The sequence below is a fragment of the Peribacillus asahii genome, assembly GCF_004006295.1.
Taxonomy (GTDB): Bacteria; Bacillota; Bacilli; order Bacillales; family DSM-1321; genus Peribacillus; species Peribacillus asahii_A.
This window is the reverse complement of record NZ_CP026095.1, coordinates 238,572-261,946: the sequence shown is the minus strand read 5'-3', so window position 1 is coordinate 261,946 and position 23,375 is coordinate 238,572. Positions and strand designations below refer to the sequence as shown.

General features: G+C 36.8%; 24 protein-coding genes. 10 read left to right on the top strand and 14 right to left on the bottom strand.

Translation table 11 applies throughout. The annotated features are described in order from the left end of the window. Nucleotides 1–48: 48 nt before the first annotated feature. Nucleotides 49–456 carry a DoxX family protein gene (locus tag BAOM_RS01450; RefSeq protein WP_127758763.1) on the bottom strand — a complete coding sequence of 136 codons (408 nt, stop codon included), beginning with the start codon at nucleotides 454–456 and terminating at the stop codon, nucleotides 49–51. Between the two features lie 282 nt (nucleotides 457–738). Here BAOM_RS01450 and BAOM_RS01445 point away from each other — a divergent pair, with 282 nt between their 5' ends. From BAOM_RS01445 to yhfH (BAOM_RS01430), 4 genes are all read left to right on the top strand, one after another. Then, the gene (locus BAOM_RS01445) at nucleotides 739–2,058 is read left to right on the top strand and encodes a copper resistance CopC/CopD family protein (RefSeq protein WP_127758762.1); all 1,320 of its coding nucleotides are present in this window, start codon (nucleotides 739–741) and stop codon (nucleotides 2,056–2,058) included. A 532-nt stretch (nucleotides 2,059–2,590) separates the two neighbouring features. After that, a complete protein-coding gene (gene yhfH, locus BAOM_RS01440) occupies nucleotides 2,591–2,728 on the top strand; it encodes a protein YhfH (protein WP_127758761.1) in 138 nt (45 codons plus the stop codon). An 83-nt stretch (nucleotides 2,729–2,811) separates the two neighbouring features. Then, nucleotides 2,812–2,949 (top strand): protein YhfH, encoded by a 138-nt coding sequence (gene yhfH / locus BAOM_RS01435; RefSeq protein WP_119117513.1) that lies wholly within the window; start codon nucleotides 2,812–2,814, stop codon nucleotides 2,947–2,949. A 60-nt stretch (nucleotides 2,950–3,009) separates the two neighbouring features. Next, nucleotides 3,010–3,150 carry a protein YhfH gene (gene yhfH / locus BAOM_RS01430; protein WP_127758760.1) on the top strand — a complete coding sequence of 47 codons (141 nt, stop codon included), beginning with the start codon at nucleotides 3,010–3,012 and terminating at the stop codon, nucleotides 3,148–3,150. 81 nt (nucleotides 3,151–3,231) lie between these two features. Here the strand turns inward: yhfH (BAOM_RS01430) and hflX are convergent, their stop codons facing one another. The 4 genes from hflX to BAOM_RS01410 all read right to left on the bottom strand — a co-directional run bounded on the left by hflX (nucleotide 3,232) and on the right by BAOM_RS01410 (nucleotide 7,599). Continuing rightward, nucleotides 3,232–4,500: a GTPase HflX gene (gene hflX, locus BAOM_RS01425; protein WP_127758759.1), complete on the bottom strand. Its 1,269-nt coding sequence runs from the start codon at nucleotides 4,498–4,500 to the stop codon at nucleotides 3,232–3,234. Nucleotides 4,501–4,700: 200 nt separating this feature from the next. After that, complete coding sequence (locus tag BAOM_RS01420) at nucleotides 4,701–6,815, bottom strand: heavy metal translocating P-type ATPase (protein WP_127758758.1); 2,115 nt, start codon at nucleotides 6,813–6,815, stop codon at nucleotides 4,701–4,703. Continuing rightward, the gene (locus BAOM_RS01415; RefSeq protein ID WP_119117517.1) at nucleotides 6,796–7,179 is read right to left on the bottom strand and encodes an ArsR/SmtB family transcription factor; all 384 of its coding nucleotides are present in this window, start codon (nucleotides 7,177–7,179) and stop codon (nucleotides 6,796–6,798) included. The genes BAOM_RS01420 and BAOM_RS01415 overlap by 20 nt, the downstream gene beginning before the upstream one ends. Before the next feature lie 219 nt (nucleotides 7,180–7,398). After that, nucleotides 7,399–7,599: a cold-shock protein gene (locus BAOM_RS01410; RefSeq protein WP_119117518.1), complete on the bottom strand. Its 201-nt coding sequence runs from the start codon at nucleotides 7,597–7,599 to the stop codon at nucleotides 7,399–7,401. A 314-nt stretch (nucleotides 7,600–7,913) separates the two neighbouring features. On the opposite strand from BAOM_RS01410, the gene BAOM_RS01405 reads away from it, so the two are divergent. The 5 genes from BAOM_RS01405 to BAOM_RS01385 all read left to right on the top strand — a co-directional run bounded on the left by BAOM_RS01405 (nucleotide 7,914) and on the right by BAOM_RS01385 (nucleotide 10,835). After that, a complete protein-coding gene (locus BAOM_RS01405; protein ID WP_127758757.1) occupies nucleotides 7,914–8,120 on the top strand; it encodes a DUF1657 domain-containing protein in 207 nt (68 codons plus the stop codon). A gap of 116 nt (nucleotides 8,121–8,236) precedes the next feature. After that, nucleotides 8,237–8,716, top strand: a complete 480-nt coding sequence (spoVAC, locus tag BAOM_RS01400) for a stage V sporulation protein AC (RefSeq protein WP_127758756.1) — start codon at nucleotides 8,237–8,239, stop codon at nucleotides 8,714–8,716. Next, nucleotides 8,716–9,735 carry a stage V sporulation protein AD gene (gene spoVAD / locus BAOM_RS01395; protein ID WP_127758755.1) on the top strand — a complete coding sequence of 340 codons (1,020 nt, stop codon included), beginning with the start codon at nucleotides 8,716–8,718 and terminating at the stop codon, nucleotides 9,733–9,735. The genes spoVAC and spoVAD overlap by 1 nt, the downstream gene beginning before the upstream one ends. Further along, on the top strand, nucleotides 9,732–9,938 hold the full coding sequence (locus tag BAOM_RS01390; RefSeq protein ID WP_127758754.1) for a DUF1657 domain-containing protein: 207 nt from the start codon (nucleotides 9,732–9,734) through the stop codon (nucleotides 9,936–9,938). Before spoVAD ends, BAOM_RS01390 begins: the two co-directional genes overlap by 4 nt. Before the next feature lie 36 nt (nucleotides 9,939–9,974). Beyond that, complete coding sequence (locus tag BAOM_RS01385) at nucleotides 9,975–10,835, top strand: DUF421 domain-containing protein (RefSeq protein ID WP_127758753.1); 861 nt, start codon at nucleotides 9,975–9,977, stop codon at nucleotides 10,833–10,835. Nucleotides 10,836–11,125: 290 nt separating this feature from the next. On the opposite strand, the gene BAOM_RS01380 is transcribed toward BAOM_RS01385, so the two are convergent. The 6 genes from BAOM_RS01380 to BAOM_RS01355 all read right to left on the bottom strand — a co-directional run bounded on the left by BAOM_RS01380 (nucleotide 11,126) and on the right by BAOM_RS01355 (nucleotide 16,814). Then, a complete protein-coding gene (locus BAOM_RS01380) occupies nucleotides 11,126–12,148 on the bottom strand; it encodes a polysaccharide pyruvyl transferase family protein (protein WP_127758752.1) in 1,023 nt (340 codons plus the stop codon). Between the two features lie 58 nt (nucleotides 12,149–12,206). Beyond that, a complete protein-coding gene (locus BAOM_RS01375) occupies nucleotides 12,207–12,848 on the bottom strand; it encodes a DUF1796 family putative cysteine peptidase (RefSeq protein WP_127758751.1) in 642 nt (213 codons plus the stop codon). 20 nt (nucleotides 12,849–12,868) lie between these two features. Next, nucleotides 12,869–14,110, bottom strand: a complete 1,242-nt coding sequence (locus tag BAOM_RS01370) for a glycosyltransferase family 2 protein (protein ID WP_164853111.1) — start codon at nucleotides 14,108–14,110, stop codon at nucleotides 12,869–12,871. Nucleotides 14,111–14,136: 26 nt separating this feature from the next. Continuing rightward, nucleotides 14,137–15,147 carry a glycosyltransferase family protein gene (locus BAOM_RS01365; RefSeq protein WP_127758749.1) on the bottom strand — a complete coding sequence of 337 codons (1,011 nt, stop codon included), beginning with the start codon at nucleotides 15,145–15,147 and terminating at the stop codon, nucleotides 14,137–14,139. Nucleotides 15,148–15,403: 256 nt separating this feature from the next. Beyond that, nucleotides 15,404–15,601: a hypothetical protein gene (locus BAOM_RS01360; RefSeq protein ID WP_127758748.1), complete on the bottom strand. Its 198-nt coding sequence runs from the start codon at nucleotides 15,599–15,601 to the stop codon at nucleotides 15,404–15,406. Further along, complete coding sequence (locus BAOM_RS01355) at nucleotides 15,576–16,814, bottom strand: coiled-coil domain-containing protein (RefSeq protein WP_127758747.1); 1,239 nt, start codon at nucleotides 16,812–16,814, stop codon at nucleotides 15,576–15,578. The genes BAOM_RS01360 and BAOM_RS01355 overlap by 26 nt, the downstream gene beginning before the upstream one ends. A gap of 491 nt (nucleotides 16,815–17,305) precedes the next feature. On the opposite strand from BAOM_RS01355, the gene wecB reads away from it, so the two are divergent. Then, a complete protein-coding gene (wecB, locus tag BAOM_RS01350; protein ID WP_127758746.1) occupies nucleotides 17,306–18,487 on the top strand; it encodes a non-hydrolyzing UDP-N-acetylglucosamine 2-epimerase in 1,182 nt (393 codons plus the stop codon). 282 nt (nucleotides 18,488–18,769) lie between these two features. Here wecB and galE read toward each other — a convergent pair whose 3' ends face one another. From galE to BAOM_RS01335, 3 genes are all read right to left on the bottom strand, one after another. Beyond that, entirely contained in the window at nucleotides 18,770–19,780 is a 1,011-nt protein-coding gene (galE, locus tag BAOM_RS01345) for a UDP-glucose 4-epimerase GalE (protein WP_127758745.1), read from the bottom strand. 73 nt (nucleotides 19,781–19,853) lie between these two features. Continuing rightward, a complete protein-coding gene (locus tag BAOM_RS01340) occupies nucleotides 19,854–21,089 on the bottom strand; it encodes a tetratricopeptide repeat-containing glycosyltransferase (protein ID WP_127758744.1) in 1,236 nt (411 codons plus the stop codon). Nucleotides 21,090–21,341: 252 nt separating this feature from the next. After that, the gene (locus BAOM_RS01335) at nucleotides 21,342–23,030 is read right to left on the bottom strand and encodes a polysaccharide biosynthesis protein (RefSeq protein ID WP_257467551.1); all 1,689 of its coding nucleotides are present in this window, start codon (nucleotides 23,028–23,030) and stop codon (nucleotides 21,342–21,344) included. Between the last annotated feature and the right edge of the window lie 345 nt (nucleotides 23,031–23,375).

Below are 23,375 nucleotides of genomic sequence, written 5' to 3'. Positions count from 1 at the left end.
TATAAAAAAAGCTGATTAGCACGGAGCACTAATCAGCTTTTTTTATATCTATGATTGTTGATTTGGTTTTAATACAGCTTGTAAAGAAAGCTTATCGCTACCATTTAACAGTAAATAAACAGACATTACTAGAAACGCTAAATCTAATTCATATCCCGCCATTTGACCATTTCCTGCAAAGCCTACGCTTAATTTAACTGTGAAAATAGCTCCCAACATCACAACGGCGAACAAGGCTGCTACAATTCTTGTTCCAATCCCAAGAATCATCGCTATTCCCCCGACAACTTCAATAAGAGCTACAACATAAGCCATAAATCCAGGAATACCAATGCTATCAAACCAACCAGCTGTACCAGCAATTCCATCATTAAACTTGATAAAGCCGTGAATCAAAAAAGATACTCCCAACACGACACGTAAAATCAATGAACCTAGCTCATAATTTTTCTTCATTACGTAAATACTCCCCCTATTTATTACTTTAAATATATAAGTTACTTATAGTTAGTAAGTTTAAAATAATATTTTAATTGCGTCAAGTAAGTTTTTTGTTTTCAATAAATTACCATAAAATAGCTTTGTTAAATAAGAGTGTGACTAACAAATCCACAACATCCTATAACAGAGCCTAAAAAATAAAAAAGTTATTCCTTTATCGGAATAACTCTTCATACTAATTTCACAACTTTGTTTTATACTGTTTAGCACAAACAAAGAAATTTGAGGTGATACATAATGAATAAACAAGGATTTGGGCTGCTTATTTTGTTATTACTCAGCTTTTCCTTCCCAAGCTTCACTCTAGCACACTCACATGTGATTCAATCTACACCAGGAGAAGGTGAAGTTTTAGATACACTTCCATCAACTGTTAGTGTAACGTTTAACGCTCCTATTCAAGCTGCGTTTTATTCTCTTGAAGTGTACAACGCATCTGGAGAGCGAGTGGACACCGATGAAAATGTACTAGAAGATAACGTATTAAAAAACAAACTTCCAAACGAAGTTGAAAATGGGTCATATACATTAAAGTGGAAGGTTGTTTCTAAAGATGGTCACCCAACAGAAGGTTCTCTTTCTTTTGTTGTTGACGTTAAACCAGCCGAAAAACCAATTGAAAAAGAAGAAATTAAGCAAGAAGAAACGACTGTAGAAGAAAAGACACCTGTCGTAGAAGAAAAAATACAACCAGAGAAGACTACACCAGAAATCGGTCACACTCTAACTCAAAGCTTATTATACGGAAGTCTATCGCTCTATATAGGAGTTTTATTCTTTCACTTAAAGTTATTGCCTAATACAGTATCTTTTCACATCAATAACCGAAGTAAGCTGCTATTATGGATTTCTTATGTTGGACTTACGCTCAGTATCCTGCTTAGTCTCCCATTACAAGCGCGGAGTATTTCTGGATCAATAAGTGATACTTTAACTCTTACCACCTTTGGTACAGTTTGGTTTGTAGAAATTGTATTACTGTTCTTTCTATTGCTAAGCACTTGGCTTTTACATAAAGCCTCAAGAAAATGGGCTGCTGCTTTAGTTATCCTATTACTTCTTAGTCTCATGCTGGCTAAATCATTTATCGGTCATACGATGATGGTTTCGATTCCAGCAGCCGCCATTACGATGAATTTCCTGCATCTAGCAGCTATGTCTTTATGGCTCGGTGGATTATTGGCGATTTGTTTAGTATTACCGCGTGCTGCAAAACACGTAACTAATCCCGACGAGCGAAAAACAGTGTATTGGCAAGTATTGCACAACTTTTCGTCCTGGGCACTCATTTTTGTTTCTGTGCTTTTAACAAGCGGAGTCTGCAGCAGTCTTCTTCATATCGATTCAATGGATTCCTTATTGACCACTCTTTATGGACAAGTATTGCTTGCAAAAGTTGCATTAACACTTGCTATGATTCTGTTTGGAGCCTATCACTTTTTCCGAATCAAAGGAAAGAAAAAAACACTAGGACCTTCTGTGCTTATCGAATTTTGTTTCGGGATTATCGTTCTTGTGTTAGCTGCTATTCTAACGAATTTACCGACCGCTATATAATAAAGTGAAACTTCCATCAGTAGGGGATTTTCTTTCATCCCCCACTGATGGTTAGCCACGTTCTACGGTCACTAAGATTTCCGCTTCGCTTCAATCAAGTGACCGTACGAACCTGATTGGTGAAAGCTTACCTTTGAAAACCACAAAGGTAAGTTTCACTATCTCTCACCAATCGGACCTTTACTACAAAAGCGAGGCGACTGTTCAGCCCCGACAAGCATAAGTTGAAATGCGGCGTGGCGCAGTTTGCCACAGAGCATGACAGCTTATGACCTCGAGGGGCTAGGAGCCGCAACTAGATGAGGGCAGTTGTCCCCCACCTATCTTCTTTGTTTCCTCGTAAGCTTGAGGCAGGGGCTTACTGCCCGTTAAGTGTAGGATAAACGTTGAGCTGACTAGCTTTTTCGCTAGTCAGCTCTCTTTTTTGAAATTTTTTGTAAAATAGCCTATACATTTTCCAATTTGAGGTATATACTGTATTATAACAACATACAAATTATTAAAACTGTACTACAAAAAGGAGGGGCGAGAAATGCAAGGGGAACAGTCAGTAGAGTTTTTCAAAAGCACAACTACGAAACATTGTCCGGAATGTGGAGAAGGGATGAAAGTTCACTCACTAGACCATTTAATGGAGTGCGATCGCTGCCTTTCAAAACGAGCTGAATAAATAAAATTACCTACACTTATGCAACCGTATGCGCTTTATCTATATGAACGGACTTATATAAAAAATTTTAGGAGGGCATCATCATGCAAACAAAAAAATCTGTAGAGTTTTTCAAAAGTATCCCGGCTAAACATTGTTCAGAATGTGGCGAAACTGTAGTGGAGCAAGCAGAATCTTATTTAATGGAATGTGATCGTTGTCTTTCGAAAATTGAAGAATAAATATAAGTACTTTTTGAAGTATACGAGATTTGTAAAAAATGATAATAGGGGGAAATAATCATGCAAACAAAAAATCCAATGGAGTTCTTCCGTAACTTACCATCAAAACAATGTGCAGAATGCGGCCAACAAATTGAGGAGCAACACGAATCATACCTAATGGAATGCGACCACTGCTTATCTAAAAAAGACGAATACTAATCAACAGAACCCTGGATGCTAAAGCATCCAGGGTTTTATTTATCCACAAAGTTATACACATATTATCCACATCTGTAAATGTCACTGTGACACAACATACGCTTGGTATTTATCATAGTCGCTTTGTTTACATTCGAGTTGAATAAGGGTGCCATTTTCTTCATAGGTTGTTTCTATGACGTTGGCCTGTTCATTAAAATAGGAGATGATTTGCCCTTTGTCATACGGAATGAGCATGCGGCACTGAACATAATCTTGAAACAACTGCTCTTTAATCATGCCAATCAGCTCATCCATGCCCATTCGCTTTTTCGCAGATAAATAAATTCGCTCTCCTGCTACACGAGGAATTTCTCCCTCCGTCAAATCTGCCTTATTATAAGCAAAAATCGTTGGAATTTCCTTAATCCCAATTCCCTTTAACGTCTCATTCGTAATTTCTATCATCTGTTCATAATTGGGATTCGCATAATCAACGACATGAATCAATAAATCCGCTTCCGCCACTTCCTCTAATGTAGAGCGAAAAGCTTTAACAAGATGATGCGGTAATTTAGATACAAACCCAACTGTATCTGTTAATAAAAATTCCTTCTTATCAGGTAAAGGAATATGCCGCACTGATGTTTCTAGCGTTGCAAATAACATATCTTTTTCAAACACTTGCTTCTCATCAAAGTTCGGGTGAAAACGCTCAACAAACGCATTCATAAATGTTGACTTTCCAGCATTCGTATATCCAACAAGCGCTGCAACCAGCAGCCCCTTCTTCTTGCGTTGTTTTCGCTGTGTTTGTCGATGCGCAACAAGCTCCTCTAATTCTTTATTTAACATCGTTATTCTTTCTTCAATTCGGCGGCGATCTAACTCAACTTGTTTCTCACCTGATCCGCGGTTACTCGTGCCAACACCGCCACTTTGTCTTCCTAACGATTCACGTAAACCATTCAAACGCGGCAGCATATACCGAAGCTTGGCTACTTCAACTTGCAGCTGAGCCTCTTTCGTCTTTGCTCGCTTATCAAAAATATCAAGAATTAAAATCGTTCGATCAATAACCTTACATTCCAAATCCTTTTCCAAATTACGAATTTGCGAGGGCGACAATTCATCATTAAACACGACTAGATTCGCATCCTGAGCATTAATTAACGCCTTCACTTCTTCCGTTTTTCCTGTACCTAAATAATGCGAGGGATTGATTCGCTGCAAATTTTGACTTAACTCGCCGACTACCTCTACTTCACAAGCAGCCGCTAAATTGGCCAACTCCTCCATCGAATACTCAAAATCACGTTCATTATTCAAGTTCACGCCAACTAAAATCGCTCTTTGCTCTAATTCCTTCATATGTATCTCCCCCTTAAAGCAACAAATGTAGCCAAAGCTTATCATACGCATTTTTCTTTTACAATGTACGTTCAAAATATTAGAAAAACATGATTTGTCGCCTCTAATGGTGAAAGTCGATGTCGCATCTTTACTTTAAGGTTAAACGTTCTCAAAAGTATAAAAGCTGCAGAATTCCCGAAGAAATCCTGCAGCTTTTGTTAATCTTTCACACGTAATAATCGTAAACTATTCAACATCACAATAAGCGTTGCTCCCATATCCGCAAAAATCGCCATCCAAAGTGTTAGCCAGCCTGGTGCAATTAACAATAACGCGATCAGCTTAATAGCAAGCGAAAATGTAATATTTTGCTTAATAATTTGCAATGTTTTACGGCTTAGTTTAATTGTATAGGGTAACTTCGATAAATCATCGCCCATTAAAGCAATATCTGCTGTTTCAAGAGCTGTATCCGTTCCTGCCCCGCCCATTGCAATTCCAACCGTTGCGGATGCAAGAGCCGGTGCATCATTCACTCCATCGCCAACCATCGCTACTCGGCCATACGTTTCTTGTGTTTTCTTCATAAAAGCAAGCTTATCTTGCGGCAATAAATTAGCTTGAATCTCATGGACGCCAGCTATAGCTCCAATACTTTTCGCGGTGCCTTCATTATCACCTGTCAGCATAATCGTTTTTTCAATGCCCAGTACATGAAGCTTGCGGATTGCTTCTTTACTACTCTCTCTTATTTCATCAGCTACTGCAATCAAAGCTAATATTTCTCCCTCTGTTCCAAGGACCATTACTGTTTTTCCCTCGTTTTGAAGCTGGCTAATTTGCTGCTTGATTTGAAGATCTATATTGTATGCAGCAAATAATTGAGGACTGCCAATGAAATATAGACAATTAGAAATGCTTCCTTTAATGCCTTTACCCGTAATCGATGTAAAATCTTCTACATGTACTGCATGATCATAAGCTCCCACCGCCTCTGCTTTTCGAACAATAGCTGATGCGAGCGGGTGCTGTGAACGATGCTCTAACGCTGCCGCAATCGTCCACACATCTTCTTCTTTCACATCTCGTGTTAATAAAACAAAGTTTGTAACTTCCGGTACTCCTTTTGTTAGCGTACCTGTTTTATCAAAAGCAATTGCTTTTAACGATCCAGTTTCCTCCAAATACACGCCACCTTTAATAAGAACACCATTTTTCGCTGCGTTCCCAATCGCTGTCACAATCGCAACAGGTGTCGAGATGACTAGTGCACAAGGGCAACCGACCACAAGAACCGCTAAACCTCGATAAATCCATTCGCTCCAATCTCCACCTGTAAAAAGCGGCGGCACAAGAGCAATTGCAAGAGCAATCAGCATAATCGCTGGTGTATAATACTTTGCAAACTTATCGACAAACGCTTGGGAAGGTGCTTTTTCTGCTTGTGCCTCTTCCACAAGATGAATGATTTTCGAAAGTGTCGTATCTTCTACACGCTTCGTTACCTGAACTTCTAATAACCCTTCGCCATTTAACGTTCCGGCAAACACTTCTCCATTGATTGTTTTAAAAATCGGCTCCGATTCACCTGTAATCGCTGCCTGATTCAACGTTGAAGCACCTTTTACAATCATTCCATCCATTGCAAGCTTTTGCCCTGGCTTAACAATCATAATATCGCCGACTTCAATATCATCAACATGAATAAGCATTTCGTGATGTCCTTTACGAATTAACGCTTCTTTCGGAGCAATATTCATAAGCGATTCAATAGAGTTTCGCGCTTTATCCATTGAATATTTCTCCAGCACTTCACTAATCGCAAACAAAATGACAACCGATGCACCTTCTCCCCATTCTCCAAGGAATGCCGCTCCAATAATGGCAACGGTCATTAACGTATGCATATCAAACTGAAGTCTGACTAAGTTTCTTAATCCGTTAATAAATAGAGCATAGCCACCAATCAAAATCGATGCTGCATAGCCTAGAACGGGTATGATATGACCTTCACCGTACTGTTTGCTAAGGAGCCATCCTAAAACAAGTAAAATGGCTGAAACCAATACTTTTATATTTTCTTTTTGCTTCCAAAATGATTCTTTTTTAGTAACCTGCTCTTTATCATCACGGAGTTTTAAATGATCGAATGCACCAGCTCTTTCTAAATCCTCAATTGTCGCTTCACCTTGCACAGAAATTTTGGAGGCGCCGAAGTTAAGTTTGGCATCTTCTACACCATCTAATTCTTTTACTTTCTTTTCAAATTTGGCTGCACAGCTTGTGCACGATAATCCTTGAATTCGGTAAGTTTTAGTCTGTGCTTCGCCCATCGACTTTCACCTCCTGCTGATGCTCTAAAGCAATCATCATTAATTGTTTAATATGGTCATCGTCTAAAGAATAGAAAGCGAGCTTCCCTTCTTTACGAAACTTCACAATCGCATGTTTTAATAAGGTCCTTAGATGATGGGAAGTGGTCGCCATTGAAGCACCGATAATATTGGAAATATCACACACACATAATTCGCCTTCCTGACTCAACAAATAGGCAATCTTGGCTCGATTCTCATCACCAATGACTTTAAACAACCTCGAGATACTTGCAATATCGACCGTACTCATTTCTTGTTGGACTCGATTCACTTTTGGTTCATCATAACTGTAAACCTCACAATAATCCTTTGTATCAGCCATCTCCAACATCCCTCATTCAAATATTTATTTGATTATAGACTATCACATCACACTCCATATTCAAATAGGCGTTTGAATGGTTTTTCATGAAATTTCTGAATATTCAAGGTTATCCACAGTTTATTCACAATCCTAAATGTCACTGCGACTTTATTCTATTCTACACAAAAAAAGCAAACTCCATAATGGAGTTTGCTTTTTTGCTTTGCATAGGTTTTATTAAGCTTTTTGAACGTTAGCAGCTTGTGCTCCACGTTGTCCTTGCTCAACTTCGAAAGTCACGTCTTGACCTTCTTCTAAAGTTTTGAAACCTTCGCTTTGGATTGCTGAAAAGTGAACGAATACGTCATCTCCGTTTTCGCGCTCGATGAAACCGAAACCTTTTTCTGCGTTAAACCATTTTACTTTACCTTGTTCCATTGTTGTTGCCTCCTGGGTGCATCTTATGCACATTATATTACTATCCTTGCCCTAGGTTTTCATCGAAACGAAAAGTTACACTTTAAGAATCCTTCAATACCGAACAAAAATAATTACTCTTATCATAACAGGATTTTACAACAAATGCAAACCAAACATCCACAAATGTATACACCACTTGTCCACAATCACTCAAGTCACTGTGACACAGTTATAAAATCCCATAACTTTACTGCTCCATACGCACATAAAAAGTTTATTTTTAAACATTCTATTATTGTAATTCAATACATTTTATAGGGGGATTTTTTAAAATGACTGTAATCAATCAAGTTCAACAAACATTATCTGGATTAAAAGGTATACAAGCAAGCTTTGAAACATTTGCTTTACAAACAGATAACCAACAAGCTAAGCAGCTATATCAACAAGCAGCTCAACAAACGCAATCAATTGTTGATAGCCTTTCTCCACGCGTTCAACAAATTCAAGAAGAAGAGCCTCAATACAAACAACAATAAAATCGTAAGACACCTGAGGCTAGGTATTAAAATTTATAATTAAGAAAAGGTTGGTTACTTCTAACCAACCTTTTCTTACAAATTGAAACCTCAGAATGAAAGAGGAGTCACAGAGTATGTCAAATAATAAAAAAAAGCTATTAACACCTGTACAACAACAATATCAAGAAATGCAATCACAACTTGAAACCAAAAGGCCCGTCTTCAAAAATTGTCTGAAAGCATTTTTGACAGGGGGCTCCATTTGTTTAATTGGGCAAGCAATCCAAATCTTTTATATCTATTATTTTGATTTCACAGAACAAACAGCGGGAAACCCTACCGCAGGAACACTCATCTTCATCGCGATGTTACTCACAGGCTTTGGCGTATATGATCGAATTGGTCAATTTGGTGGTGCCGGCTCTGCCATTCCACTTACTGGATTCGGCAACGCTGTTATTTCAGCTGCTATTGAGCATCGAACAGAAGGGCTTGTGTTAGGTGTCGGAGGAAATCTCTTTAAATTAGCGGGTTCCGTCATATTATTTGGTGTATTCTCTGCTTTTGTCGTAGCCTTCATCAAAACGATTTTAATACAGTGGGGTGGCTTATAATGTTACAAGGACATCGTACATGGGTTTTTGATCATAAGCCCGTCATTCTCTCCACAGGTACTGTTGGAGGTCCTTTTGAAGCAAACGGGGCGATTCCCAATGATTTCGATCTCTTACATTCAGATTTATGGATTAATCAAGACTCCTATGAAAAAGCCCATAAAGTCCTATTTGAACAAGCTTGTTTACGCGCCATTGAAAAAGCTGAGCTTCAGAAAGAACAAATTCAATTTCTACTTGGGGGAGACTTAATCAATCAAATCACGCCAACGAGCTTTGCCTCCCGTACGATTGGCACCCCCTACTTTGGACTATTCGGTGCTTGCTCCACATCAATGGAAGGATTAGCACTAGGCGCTTCCATCATTAATGCTAAGGGGGCAAAATATTTATTAACCGGAGCATCTAGTCACAATGCAGCCGTTGAAAAACAATTTCGATATCCGACAGAATATGGCGGCCAAAAACCGCCCACTGCCCAATGGACAGTAACGGGCGCAGGAGCTGCTGTACTTAGCGATACAGGAGATGGACCTTGCGTAACGTCAGCGACAATTGGGAGAGTCATTGATATGGGATTAACCGATCCATTTAATATGGGAGGTGCTATGGCTCCAGCTGCTGTTGATACAATTGAGGCCCATTTAAAAGATCGAAATATTGATCCCTCTTATTATGATTTGATTGTAACAGGAGATCTTGGAAAGATTGGCCATGAAGCGTCACTTGATTTATTTAAAAAGCATGGAACACCTATACAAGAAAATCAATATCAAGATTGCGGATTAATGATTTATCGAGAAGGACAACCCGTCTTATCAGGAGCAAGTGGTGCTGGTTGTTCCGCAACCGTTGTATACGGCCATTTATTAAACCGGATGAAACAGGGTGAATTTAAACGAATGTTAGTCGTCGCAACTGGAGCTCTACTCTCTCCACTTACCTTTCAGCAAAGCGAAACAATTCCTTGTATCGCTCATGCAGTGTCAATCGAATACGAAGGGGGAACCACCGTATGACTATCGCCTCAGAAGTTAAACAATGTCTTGCAAGTCTAAAAGGGATTGAAGCAAATTTATCTAGCTTAGCGATTCGGTCTCAAGATAGTGAATCACAACGCACCTTTCATGAGACGATGCTTACTGTCAATGAAGTCGTGACAGATTTACAAAAACGAGTGGGCGAATTAGAAAGAGAAGAATTTCAATACAAAGGCTTTTAGCTAACAAAACAGACTCTTGTTAGGAGGTGCAAATAAATGCCGGATTGGTTAAATATCGTTCTGCGCTCTATCTTTTTCCTAATTGTTCTTTTTTTAATTACAAAATGGTTAGGAAAAAAACAAATCTCCCAGCTTTCTTTCTTTGAATATGTTAATGGGATTACAATTGGGAATATAGGTGCTGAAGTTGTTACTGGCTTGGACCAAAAAATTTCTTTAGGTGTCCTATCCATGCTAACTATTGCAGCACTTCCGTTTCTTGCTGGGTTAATTTCGTTAAAAAGCAAACCCATTCGTGACTTTATAGAAGGACGAGGAACAGTTTTTATTAAAGATGGGAAAGTCTTAGAAGAAAATCTAAAAAAAGAACGATACACGACGGATGAATTATTAACATTGCTTCGAAAAAAAAATGTCTACCGCTTCGCAGATGTAGAGTTCGCTGTACTAGAGGCAACAGGCGACTTCAATGTTATGTTAAAAAAGGAAAACCAGCCTTTAACACCGAAAGATTTGAATATGAAATTTCCATCTGTTAAAGAACCGCAAACGGTCATTATGGATGGTGAAGTATTAGATGAGCCATTAACCCAGGCAGGTCGAAGCAGAGGTTGGTTACATACGGAGTTAGAAAAGTTAGGAGTCACAATTGAAAATGTCTTCCTTGGACAAGTTGACTCTTATGGGCAGCTTACCATTGATTTGTTTGATGACAAAATCCAAGTTCCCTCTCCACAGGAAATGCCATTATTATATGCAACACTAAAAAAATGCCAAGCAGACTTAGAGCTATTTGCCCTAGGAACAAAGAATGCAGAAGCCAAAAAGATGTATAGTACAAATAGTAAAAAGATTCAAGAAGCAGTTGATAAAGTGGGATATATTTTAAAGGAATAGACTGAACTACACCTATTACAATTACAAATGAATTAAAGGCAAAACTAAAAGGCTTGAGCCCGGTACAATACCGGGCTCAAGCCTAGACAACTGCCTAAAACTTTTTGGATTCATTTCAAATCCGGTTAGCCCGCTGCTCTATTTAATCCTAACGCTGGAATTACTCTTTTTTACTTTGGCTATGTTAATACATATTATTGTTTCATGCAATTTTTAGCTTATTCGTATGAAACCGAGATTTCACTTTAAATACAAACTTATACGAAATAAACCCTTCGTCTTGCTTAGTATTATGAACTACCCTTTTTTATTGTTTTTTCGATGTCTTCTTTCAGTTCCAATAGATGTTTCCTACTATTACTTTCTACCACTTCCACTTGGCTTTTTATGTTATAGAATTTATCTTTTTCTAAGTTCAAAAAACGAAAGACTCTTTCTATCATGTCCTGCTCTGGTATTTCAAAGTCATTTGAAAATCTCTCCAAATGGAACATTTTCAGAAGAGATTTTACCTTACTCATTTTTGAAAAACAAAAAGTCGGTATCCCATTACGAACTGCTACAAGAGCTGGATGTAATTTAAAAGAAATTAAATAATCAACGGATTGAATTAAACTATACGTCATCTCTAAATCATATTCATTATATGGTAGGGTAACAGCAGCCTTAGGGTTGGATTCTAATAATGCGTTTCGAATATTCCTACATAAAGTATAATCAGAGTATTTATTATTAGATTGATTTACTACTGGTATTAAAAATACATGATACCCTTTTTGAGTTAGTTGTACTAAAAGATTAACAATCTTTTGAAAGGGAAAATCATCGTAGGAACTTACACAAATACCAATTGTCTCCACTCCCGCATATTTCCTAATCGGATATTCAGGTTGTTCATATGCAAACACGACATCTGGAGCAACCTTTACCTCTTTATGAAGGTTATATTTTTTAAATATTCGAGCAGAATTATCATCTCTTAAATAGACCTTTTTTGCTTTTGAAAGTCTCTGGCGATGCCTATCAATCTGTTCAGTCGGCCATGTATCTTCATTATAGTGGTCCACCACACCTACCCCATATATCCAAGTAGGGTGATTTTCTAATAATGGAGGGAAATAATATTCATTATAGTAGTATGGTGTAATTAAATCCCCTCCACCAATAATGACAGCATCAATTTTGTTCGGGTCCAAAAAAGCCGACCAAGGGAAAACTCTATGATCATGAAAAATTTGTTTAAATGTTTTTAAAAACAATTCATCTCCAAAATTACCCATACCATAGTATCCACAAACACCTATATTTAACAATGTTCATTTCACGCTCCTTCTTTAAAGAATTTGAATGCATTTAACTAAAAAATATAAGTTAATCACTGCCTTCTGAAAGAGTAACTCCCTCTAAAATAGTATCCCAGGCTGAATTACATCCTGTCCAAGCATTGACTGAATTAGAAATTTCAACTGCGCAAACCCTGTCAATAGCCCAATCTATTTCAATAACCTTTTCTTCCTTCGTATAATTGATGATTAATATCGAAAAATCCCCATGATAAACCTCAGATATCGCATTCTTTAACTCAAGTGCTTCATCCCGATTAGCTTGTATTCTTACAAACAATGCTGAATCGCTTATAGCTAAAGAATTATACAATTTCTCAATACGTCTATTCATTTTTTCTTTAAATTGAGGATACGTTAATAGAGAAGTATCGCTATTTTCTGTAACAAGAAAATCATGAACCGAGACACACCTTGTATTTAAGTCCGACACAGTGTAACAACTGTTGGTACCTTGTATACCTTCAATTCTCATATTTTCAATTTCCATAAATCCATTAAATTTCTGTTTAAGTAGTCTACATAGATGACTTACCGAATAAGAATACATCCAATCGATAGGCCCAGTGAAGCTTCTTAATTTTTTCCTTTTGAGTTGAAAAGCTGTTTGGCAATTCCACCCTAAGCTTACAATCATATCATAAGGCCTTTTTATCTGGTTTAAATTCATCTATCAAACCCACTCCTTCTTTATTCCCTAATGGGATGGTTAGAGTTTTTTGAAGAAAACCAAAGATTTGCCCAAGCTCTATAGTTTTGCTTATTCATTTGACTTGTGCTTTTTGATCTAATGATACGATGATAGAGTGGGATATTAAGATAAACTGACCGATACTTTTCTAATAACCGATCACAAACTGCGATATCTTCAAATAGTCTCCCCCACTCACCTTCAAGCACTGGCCATCCATTTATACTCCTAAGAAGATGTGTACGATAAAAACGCGGAATTAAAGGTGTGGCACTATAATGAGATATGTTAAATTCTGAAGAACAAAAAATCCCTTTATAAAATAAATAGCCCTGGCTCGTCTGCGACCATAAATGATATTGGCTTGTCATGAGTGCGACTTCTTCATGATTTTGCTCCATCGAACTTACAAACTTTTCCAACGTTTGTGGAGGAATCCAGTCATCAGCATCCAATTCCATTAGAAAAGTACCACGTGCAATCGCAAGAGCCTCATTTAACGCATATGCTTTTCCGCGATTCTTATTGCTGCGTATAACATGGATACGATCATCTTTAAAAAATGAGGCGGCTCCGTACGTGTCATCACAAGATCCATCATCCATTACTATAAGCTCCCAATTTTGAAATGTTTGAACCAATACTGAACGGATACACCACCCAATTCGAACCGCTTCATTAAAGGCACAAATTACAATACTCACCATTGGTATGGATTTCATATTTGATTGTGAAACACTTTTTCGTCCCATATTAGGTAGTAAAAGAGAAAAATCTTGTTGACTTAATTGATAAAAGGAACTATAGACTTTTTGAACACCGCTAGATGCTATATCAGTTATTAGAATGGAAGCTAAATCAGTATTTTCAAGCAAAAGGTCATAATTCATATAAGCAATAGATGGGGGAAATGAGGAAATGTGTAGTAACTGTTGCAGTAGCCATGCCGTTCGCCAAATAATAGGTTTCGCTTTTGAACGTAGTAAATAGTCAGATAAAGAGTCGCCGTCTTGGAGTTTGGGTCCAATGATAATACTATTTTCCGTTGTGGTACTTGCTAATAATACATTTAATTTTTTATCGTTTAGTACTTTCCACTTTTCTCCTTCACTGCTCCATAATACCCAGGGCGAATTGACTTGTCTTAATATAAGAATTAATCGTTTAATATATTCATATGGCATCAGTTTGGCTTCTTCTAGCAATCTATAGTCCTTTTCCATAATATTTGTTAGCAACATTTGCATGCCTCCCTATCAGCTAAAAGCTATGAATTAGAAAGGAGGTTTTCAATTATGTTATTAGCCTGCATGCCTCGAATTTTCCAAGTGTTTTGTCGTGCAAAATTTATTCTGGATTCTTTAAAACTATCGGGGGTATTAAGAGATAAAAAATATGCTAATTTATTTCCGAAATCATCATGAGTTGTTGCAGTTGTAACATACGGCTCCATGGAAATACATTCAGGAAGGGCAGTAGACAACACTTGAACACCAGTCGCCAGATATTCGTACGCCTTTATTGGATTCGTAGCAAGTGTAATAGGATGATATTTAAAGGGGATTATCGCTAAATCAAAATGTTGGAGGTATTTTATCAATTCATCATGTGGCTTTTGCCCTAAAATATGAACGTTGTTCCGATCATCATAATTCGGTACATCTCCATATGGAACACCAATTGAGACAAAGTTCACATTTGGAAAACGAAGTGACAATTTTTTTATTAATTCATGATCTACCCAATAAGCCCAAGCACCAATATAGCCTACAATAGGACCATTCGGTAAATCTAACGGTTTTTCGAATTTATCTAGCGTGAAGAAAGCCTCATCAGCCCCATTAGAAATGAGGGAAACGCTCTTTTCCGGGTAAGCTAACGAAATTCTTTCCATAATAGTTCTTGCCGTACAAACAACGTAATCGGCTACTTGAATCATACTATGCTCATACTGTGCCCATTGCGGAAACTCATCACAACAATCATATACGACCTTATCTGGATGAAATATTTGGATACGTGTTCGAAGTTTCGACCAAGTAGTCCATACAACAACTTTTTGTGTTCTTCTTAATTCTTTTAACTTATTGTTGATAAAGTGTTGGCAATCCGAAAATAAAAATACATTTTTAGCTACCTCTATATATTCATGATCTAATGGAGTAAGATTTTCAAAAAATACGGTATGCCCAAGTTTCCCTAATTCAATCATCAACTGCTGGGGCCTTTGTTTCATATAGGTCCAATCAAGAGTTTTAGGATAAATAATAATTGCCATTTATACAACTCCTCTTTCTAGAAAATATATCGGCAATTTAGCCATTCTATAGATGTCAAAAAATATTTCCAGGAACATCTCTACTAAATGAAAAAGATCTATTTTTTTATTAGTAGAAGGGTACACTGCAAGTACACAATTTAGTTTAATTATTAAAATAAGATTATCATTTGCTTAAAATGTATTATTTATCACTATGTACCCTCCTTTGTTACTTAGCAATTTAGCTTGATAAGTTTCTCAAATTATCATTCAATTAGCCAAGAACTCTTACGGAAATTATAGAAGAAATCGGAATATTTAAGGTATCACCAGGGCCATACATGGTTGGATTTTCCTGAACAACAACAAAAGTTGATGTCACACTTTGCAATGTTCCTTCGGTAATTGCATTTGGAATGAACACTTCAACAGTTCTGCCATTAAAACTAGCAAGCATTTCTTGAAATGTCACTATTACTTCCTCCCCTCAAGTTAGACTTTGTCCTGTATTGAACAGCAGTAATTTGTGTAAATGGAATGATTACGATATTTCCAGTAGCTTCGCGTATTTGAACTGCATCAGGACCTACCAAAATAACAACGCCCGTAAATGTACCACCTTGGGTTGAAACAGTTACTGTGGATCCCATTCCGTTTTCAAAGTAACTTTGCATTGCTGGATTCGGTATGATTCCAGTTTGTAATTGCTCTTGTAATTGATTCACTTGTGTTTGTAATTCATTAGTACGCGATTCTAATTGAGCCGTCTGTGATTCTAATTCATTAGTACGCGATTCTAATTGAACCGTCTGTGATTCTAATCCATTAGTACGCCATTGTAATTGAGCCGTCTGTGATTCTAATCCATTAGTACGCGATTCTAATTGAGCTGTCTGTGATTCTAATCCATTAGTACGCCATTGTAATTGAGCCGTCTGTGATTCTAATCCATTAGTACGCGATTCTAATTGAGCCGTCTGTGATTCTAATCCATTAGTACGCGATTCTAATTGAGCCGTCTGTGATTCTAATCCATTAGTACGCGATTCTAATTGAGCCGTCTGTGATTCTAATCCATTAGTACGCGATTCTAATTGAGCCGTCTGTGATTCTAATCCATTAGTACGCGATTCTAATTGAGCCGTCTGTGATTCTAATCCATTAGTACGCGATTCTAATTGAGCCGTCTGTGATTCTAATCCATTAGTACGCGATTCTAATTGAGCCGTCTGTGATTCTAATCCATTAGTACGCGATTCTAATTGAGCCGTCTGTGATTCTAATCCATTAGTACGCGATTCTAATTGAGCCGTCTGTGATTCTAATCCATTAGTACGCGATTCTAATTGAGCCGTCTGTGATTCTAATCCATTAGTACGCGATTCTAATTGAGCCGTCTGTGATTCTAATCCATTAGTACGCGATTCTAATTGAGCCGTCTGTGATTCTAATCCATTAGTACGCGATTCTAATTGAGCCGTCTGTGATTCTAATTGAGCGACTTCTCTTTGTGATTGTATGAATTGGTTTTGTAATTGGTTTAATTGTTGTCTTAACTCTCGAATTTGTTCAGCATCAGGAGTTGAGCTAAGTTGGTTTAAAATATTTACCAAAACATCCAATTGCTTTTTCTCTATATGCCTAATTCTTTTAAGATACTCTAGCAACTCTTTCTCTTTTCCCACTTTTTTCACTCCTTTTTAAAGTCCCTAACAAGCTATGCAAATAAGACAAGTTTGGTGTATATAAAGATATATAGTAATATAAATTCCATATTTAACCTATTAAAAAATCACCCATGTGCTAGGCCTCATAGAAGTGTTTTACGAACATCTTTTATGTTTCTATGTATATATGTTCACCTTATTAAACTGACATAAGAATATTAATTGGTTATTGACCTTTGGAAACTTGTAGTTCTCGTATAATTAATCTTTATCCAGTTAGCCTAGTCCAATCAAAGACAAACACCCAAACAACTCTAGATTCCTAACATACAATGGTAGTAGTTAGTGAAATACGTAACATGTACATGAAAAACGTTCGTCAATAGATAGCTTTACCGTAGCTATATAATAAATATCTACAATTCCATGTTAAATAACATAGCCATTAGCAAAGAAAATTAACGATATTTTTATTAATCCAAAATACTGTGAATGAGGTGGGGAAATTTATGTATGATCCATTTCAAAGAAAAAAAATATTAACAATTTTTGGGACAAGGCCAGAGGCTATTAAAATGGCTCCATTAATTAATGAGTTAAGAAAATACCAGGAGATTGAATCGTTTGTATGCGTTACAGCTCAACATCGCCAAATGCTTGATCAAGTGTTAGATGTCTTTAAGATTCAACCAGATTTTGATCTTAATATCATGAAAGATCGTCAAAGTTTAATGGATGTAACGACACTTTCACTTGATGGCTTAGATAAAGTGATAAAAAAGGTCAAACCAGATATGATCTTAGTTCATGGAGATACGACTACAACTTTTACAGCAAGTTTAGCTGCTCTATATAATCAAGTGGCAATTGGTCATGTTGAAGCCGGTCTTAGAACAAATAATAAATACTCTCCCTACCCTGAAGAAATGAACCGACAACTTACTAGCATAATGGCTGACCTTCATTTTGCTCCAACTGAAATTGCTGCTAACAATCTTCGAAAAGAAAATAAAATAGAAGAGACAATCTTTATCACTGGTAATACAGTAATTGATGCTCAAAAGACAACCATTTTTAAGGATTATCATCATCCACTCCTCGATGAATTAGCAGGATCCCGTCTTGTTTTACTTACTGCTCATCGACGTGAAAATCTAGGGGATACGATGCGCGGCATGTTTAAAGCAATTCGTAAATTGGTAGAAAAACATAAAGATATTGCTGTTGTGTATCCAGTTCATTTAAACCCTTCAGTTAGAAAAGCAGCCCAGGACATACTGGGAAATCATTCTCAAATTCGATTAATTGAACCCTTAAATGCCGTTGATTTCCATAATTTTATGGCTCGTTCTTATTTAATCCTGACAGATTCAGGTGGGGTTCAGGAAGAAGCTCCTGCACTGGGTGTCCCTGTTTTGGTGCTACGTGATACGACTGAGCGTCCAGAGGGGCTTGACGCGGGTACTTTGAAATTAGCAGGAACGAGCGAACATTCCATCTATCAATTAGCTGATGAATTACTAACTGATTACGCTGCCTATTCTAAGATGTCTAATACAAAGAACCCTTTTGGAGATGGAGAGGCTTCGCGTCGAATAGCCGAGGCCATTCTCTACTACTTTAACCTTCGAGAAGAGAGACCTGAACAATTTAGGGCAACCAAAGAAAATGAGACAAAGAAAAAGTACTAGATTTAGTTCCTACCATGATAGTTTAATTGTTAATAAATTATACATTATAAGTGTTTATTATTTTCTCTACATTCGCCATGTCAAAATGACCATCACAATAAAAATACGAACTCAATTCAATGTCCTTACATGCCCGAAAAAGGCTACTGAAAAACTAACGCTTTTAATTTCATAAAATAAGAAAGATGACTTCTCATTCAGTATTGAATCAAAAGTCATCTTCTCTACGCTCCTTTTACTTCATTAGAGTCATTATTCGTTGTATACAAACTACATATGATATTAGTTATATCCATTCATATTTTTCGATTGCCATCTCCATGAATCAGCACACATTTCTTCAAGTCCCCTTTTGGCCATCCATCCTAGGTGAACTTTTGCCTTTAAAGGATCCGCATAACAGATTGCTATATCACCAGCTCTACGCTCAGCAAACTTATATGGAATCTTCCGTCCGGATACTTTTTCAAAAGCTGCAATCATTTCTAATACACTGTAACCAATACCGGTACCTAAATTATAGACTTCAATTCCTTTGGAAGTCATCGTCTTCTCCAATGCTTTCATATGTCCCTCAGCTAAGTCGACAATATGAATATAATCTCTTACACCAGTGCCATCTACTGTGGGATAGTCATTTCCAAAGACCGTTAACTCTTTTAACTTTCCTACGGCCACCTGAGTAACATAAGGCATTAGATTATTCGGTATACCGCTTGGATCTTCGCCAATATTCCCGCTTGGATGTGCCCCAATAGGATTAAAATAACGCAATATAACGATGCTCCAATTAGGATTAGAAATATAGTAATCTCTCAATACTTCTTCAACCATTAATTTCGTTCTCCCATAAGGATTGGTTGCCCCAAGTGAAAAATCCTCTGAAATCGGAACTTTTTTAGGAATACCGTAAACCGTAGCCGATGAACTGAATACCATTTTCTTCACATTGTATTTGTCCATAACCTCACAAAGCACAAGAGTTCCTATAAGATTATTTTTATAATATTGAAGAGGATTTTGAACAGATTCCCCTACCACTTTCAAACCAGCAAGGTGAATGACTCCTTCAATTATATTCTCAGAAAAAACCAAATCTAATTTTTCTTGTTCAAGAATATCAATTTGATAAAATTTCATACCCTTTCCTGTTATAGCTTTTACTCGTTTTATAGATTCAAAGCTGCTGTTAGAGAGATTATCGACAACGACTACTTCATAGCCATGTTGAAGAAGTTCAACACATATATGGCTACCAATATACCCTGCACCACCTGTAACTAAAATAGCCATTTAGATCACCCAAATTATGAATTTTTACTCAAAGTTGTACATACCTAAATTAGTGTTGTTCGATTGTACGGGATTAATAAAATTTTGCGTTATTTTCGACAGCTGTAATAATATGAGGAGGTAATTCTTTGATTTTAGATTGAAGACGTTTCAGGGCAGCGCGGCCCAAGTGGCGTTTACTTTCGTTATAATAAGCACATATAGAAATTTCATAATCAAAGAGATAATCATAAACATGATAATCTACAAAAAGAATATCGTCTTTCGGGAAAGGAATTTCTTTTCCCTGTAAAGCATACATTAATCCTATGCTATGTTTTGACTTACTTCGATACATTCTAGCAAGAGCATATAAAGGTTCTGCTCGGCTCGGCCTGTATGCCCAAGCATTTTGAAAAGAAACCGTAGCCAAAGCAAAGAGTTCTTCTTCTTGATGTTTTAAATCATCCATTGCGGACGAATCACTTTCTTCTATCCGTTTATAAGCAGCAATATTGGCTAACCGTTCATAACACATACCTATTTGTAATAGTGCATAAAATACTTCTTCCTGCCACCCGCCAGCTTCGACTCTTTTCCTATACCATTTAATCGCCTCTTCAGGTTCATCAAGGCAATGATATGTTTGGGCTAAATAAAACATATACCGAGGTTTTAAATCTTGAGGAGTTGTTGGATCATTAACTCCTTCTAATAATAATCGCTTATCTCGTTCGAATTTATCAGCCCTGCTTCCTCCATCTGCTTGATCATAAATCATCAAACCATCCAACTTCCCTACAGTACCTACATGCATAGGTCGCTCAAGAGCTAACTTCTCCCGATCCAAATCCCAATATTCGTGTGTCACCCCAACAGATCTCCAGGGTAGAGATGTTTTCAAAAGACGAGTTAACCAAAATTTTATGTGACCGTCAGATTGTGGCGTAAGATATTGATCGTCATTTAAACCACGCTTAGTAAAATGAGGTTCTATCGTTAAAATCATATCGGCATCGAGCAATAGCAAATAATCTGCTTCCGGATAAGTCTTTTGCGCAAGTGAAGCTGCTAAACTTCGATTATAGCCAAAATTTTTAAACGTCTCATGATGCACAGTACCAGGTATATGATTCTTCTCACACCATTCTTCAATGATGTCAGGTGTATGGTCAGTAGAGCCTGTATCACAAATCGAAACATAATCAATAATCGGTTTAGCTGCATCTAAACATCTTTCGATAATTTTCGATTCATTTTTGACAATCATGCATAGACATAATTTTCTTTCTGGCTCTGTCGGTGTCGTTTTTGACTTACTTTTTTTCATTTATGATTTAATCCCCCTCGATTTTAAATAAGTTTGCATATACTTATGTCCCATAGGTTCATTCGTTTATCCTATGCCTTCATTCCCTATATTGACTAAAGCATTCGCGGAGGTCTTTGTAATTTATATTTAAGTTATAGGAGCTCACGCATCATCTCAAAAAGTCATCACTGGAACATAATAAAGCTAAGCAATATTGGACAAATGATTCAAAAGGGAAAAATAATGAGGAATTTTTCAACAAATGCTTTATTAAAATTCTAATTGATTCTGAATGATTTCCATTAGGATTGGACGTATATTGCCAGAGGACTGTAGTAAAGTTCGTTCTAATTGCTCGATATTCATCAATAAATGAGGCACTTGGTTATTGAGAGGAATAGCAATGACAATATTAGGATGAGGGGTAGGCCCTATCTTTTCATTCTCATAAAATAACGTTTCGTTTAACTTTTCACCTGGTCGAATGCCTGTATATTGAATAGGAATATCTACACCTGGTTCATAACCGTATAAACGGATTAAGTTCTTTGCTAAATCGTCAATCCTTACCGGTTCACCCATATCTAACACAAACACTTCTCCACCTTCCGACAAAGCCCCTGCTTCCAATACTAGTTGAACGGCTTCTGGAATGGTCATAAAATAACGTACCATATCAGGATGTGTAACTGTAACTGGTCCACCAGATTCTATTTGATGTTTAAAAATGGGAATGACACTTCCACTACTTTCCAAAACATTACCAAATCGTACAATTGAAAATTTAGTTGAACTTTCTGTTGAATAATATTGAATAATCATTTCTCCTATTCTTTTCGTCATGCCCATTATATTTACAGGGTGAACGGCTTTATCTGTGGAAATTAACACAAAACGTTCAGCACCAAATTTTTTAGATGCTTGCGCCAAAATTTTTGTTCCAAAAATATTGTTTTGAACAGCTGCTCTTTCGTTTAATTCCATTAATGGAACATGTTTATGAGCTGCTGCGTGAAATACAATATGTGGACGATATTGCCTAAATGCTTGTTCAATAAGGTGTTTATCTTGAATATCCGTAATAATCAAATTCGTTTTTACATGAGGAAATTTTTCTTTTATCCTTAACCCAATGTTAAAGATACTGTTTTCCCCATGACCTAGCAAAGTAAGCGACTTCGGTTCACATTGCGCAACTTGCATGGCCAGTTCACTACCAATCGATCCCCCAGCTCCCGTAATTAGTACACACTTATTGAAGAGGTATTCTTTTAATCGTTCTGTCGGTTGGATAATTTCTCTTCCAATTAGATCCTTTAAATTAATATCACGAATTTCATGAAAGGATATTTTCCCTTTTATCACCTTCTCTATCGGAGGTAATATTTTTACATTTGCCTTTGTTTTTTTACAAACATTCACAATTTCTCGAATTTCAGATTGATGAACAGAAGGCATGGCAATGATTATATCCGTTATTTTGTTGCGATTTATAACATTTTTGATATCGGCTCTTTCTCCTAGCACCGGTATTCCTAGTATTTCAAGGTTTTGTTTTTTAGGGTCATCATCAATGAAACCAATAGGCGTATAATCTAATTCTTTTGTTGATATAATTTGATCAGCCACCCTTGTTCCTGCAACACCCGCACCGATGATTAATACTCTTTTATGAGAATGGCTTCGGACAGATCGCCATTGATGTTTTGTAATTAAAAACACACGAAAACCGCTGATGGCCAGAATGGAGCAAAGACATAAGAAGAGCATCAAAGTAAATGGCCATTGTGTATTTAAGAAAAACAAAAAATAAATCAAGTACAGCAAGTTAGCAATAATTAGAGAATTCACCACAGTAAGTATTTCCCGAACCCCTGCATAACGCCATAATGTTCTATAAGTCTTTAATATCAATAGAAAGAAATAACAAGTAAATATATATATAAACAGCGAACTCATTATTAGAAGGCTAAATCTTATTTCCTCCCCTTGTATGACCAGTAATGATAAAAAACAGGTTACGCTTAGTAAGATTATGTCAATGAAAGATAGTACTATAATCCGAAAACGATAATAATTCATAATTACCCAAACCCACCTGTATGTCTATTAGATGTACCATACTATGTCAAAGTGGAATTTTCCGTATGGACTTTTCACGTAATTTTGAAAATAAGGAGTAGTATAAGTAAGAATTCTATTAAAGGATAGTCAATAAAAAAAGTAATCCAAAGGCCGTTCAACGACCTTTTGGATTACCCTCTAAATCTCGTCAAAGGCAAAGAATGTTAACTATCTAAAAAC

Coding starts and splice junctions, on each gene's coding strand:
- BAOM_RS01450 (WP_127758763.1), bottom strand. CDS start 456: ATGAAGAAAAATTATGAGCTAGGTTCATTGATTTTACGTGTCGTGTTG.
- BAOM_RS01445 (WP_127758762.1), top strand. CDS start 739: ATGAATAAACAAGGATTTGGGCTGCTTATTTTGTTATTACTCAGCTTT.
- yhfH (WP_127758761.1), top strand. CDS start 2,591: ATGCAAGGGGAACAGTCAGTAGAGTTTTTCAAAAGCACAACTACGAAA.
- yhfH (WP_119117513.1), top strand. CDS start 2,812: ATGCAAACAAAAAAATCTGTAGAGTTTTTCAAAAGTATCCCGGCTAAA.
- yhfH (WP_127758760.1), top strand. CDS start 3,010: ATGCAAACAAAAAATCCAATGGAGTTCTTCCGTAACTTACCATCAAAA.
- hflX (WP_127758759.1), bottom strand. CDS start 4,500: ATGAAGGAATTAGAGCAAAGAGCGATTTTAGTTGGCGTGAACTTGAAT.
- BAOM_RS01420 (WP_127758758.1), bottom strand. CDS start 6,815: ATGGGCGAAGCACAGACTAAAACTTACCGAATTCAAGGATTATCGTGC.
- BAOM_RS01415 (WP_119117517.1), bottom strand. CDS start 7,179: ATGGCTGATACAAAGGATTATTGTGAGGTTTACAGTTATGATGAACCA.
- BAOM_RS01410 (WP_119117518.1), bottom strand. CDS start 7,599: ATGGAACAAGGTAAAGTAAAATGGTTTAACGCAGAAAAAGGTTTCGGT.
- BAOM_RS01405 (WP_127758757.1), top strand. CDS start 7,914: ATGACTGTAATCAATCAAGTTCAACAAACATTATCTGGATTAAAAGGT.
- spoVAC (WP_127758756.1), top strand. CDS start 8,237: ATGTCAAATAATAAAAAAAAGCTATTAACACCTGTACAACAACAATAT.
- spoVAD (WP_127758755.1), top strand. CDS start 8,716: ATGTTACAAGGACATCGTACATGGGTTTTTGATCATAAGCCCGTCATT.
- BAOM_RS01390 (WP_127758754.1), top strand. CDS start 9,732: ATGACTATCGCCTCAGAAGTTAAACAATGTCTTGCAAGTCTAAAAGGG.
- BAOM_RS01385 (WP_127758753.1), top strand. CDS start 9,975: ATGCCGGATTGGTTAAATATCGTTCTGCGCTCTATCTTTTTCCTAATT.
- BAOM_RS01375 (WP_127758751.1), bottom strand. CDS start 12,848: ATGAATTTAAACCAGATAAAAAGGCCTTATGATATGATTGTAAGCTTA.
- BAOM_RS01370 (WP_164853111.1), bottom strand. CDS start 14,110: ATGTTGCTAACAAATATTATGGAAAAGGACTATAGATTGCTAGAAGAA.
- BAOM_RS01365 (WP_127758749.1), bottom strand. CDS start 15,147: ATGGCAATTATTATTTATCCTAAAACTCTTGATTGGACCTATATGAAA.
- wecB (WP_127758746.1), top strand. CDS start 17,306: ATGTATGATCCATTTCAAAGAAAAAAAATATTAACAATTTTTGGGACA.
- galE (WP_127758745.1), bottom strand. CDS start 19,780: ATGGCTATTTTAGTTACAGGTGGTGCAGGGTATATTGGTAGCCATATA.
- BAOM_RS01340 (WP_127758744.1), bottom strand. CDS start 21,089: ATGAAAAAAAGTAAGTCAAAAACGACACCGACAGAGCCAGAAAGAAAA.
- BAOM_RS01335 (WP_257467551.1), bottom strand. CDS start 23,030: ATGAGTTCGCTGTTTATATATATATTTACTTGTTATTTCTTTCTATTG.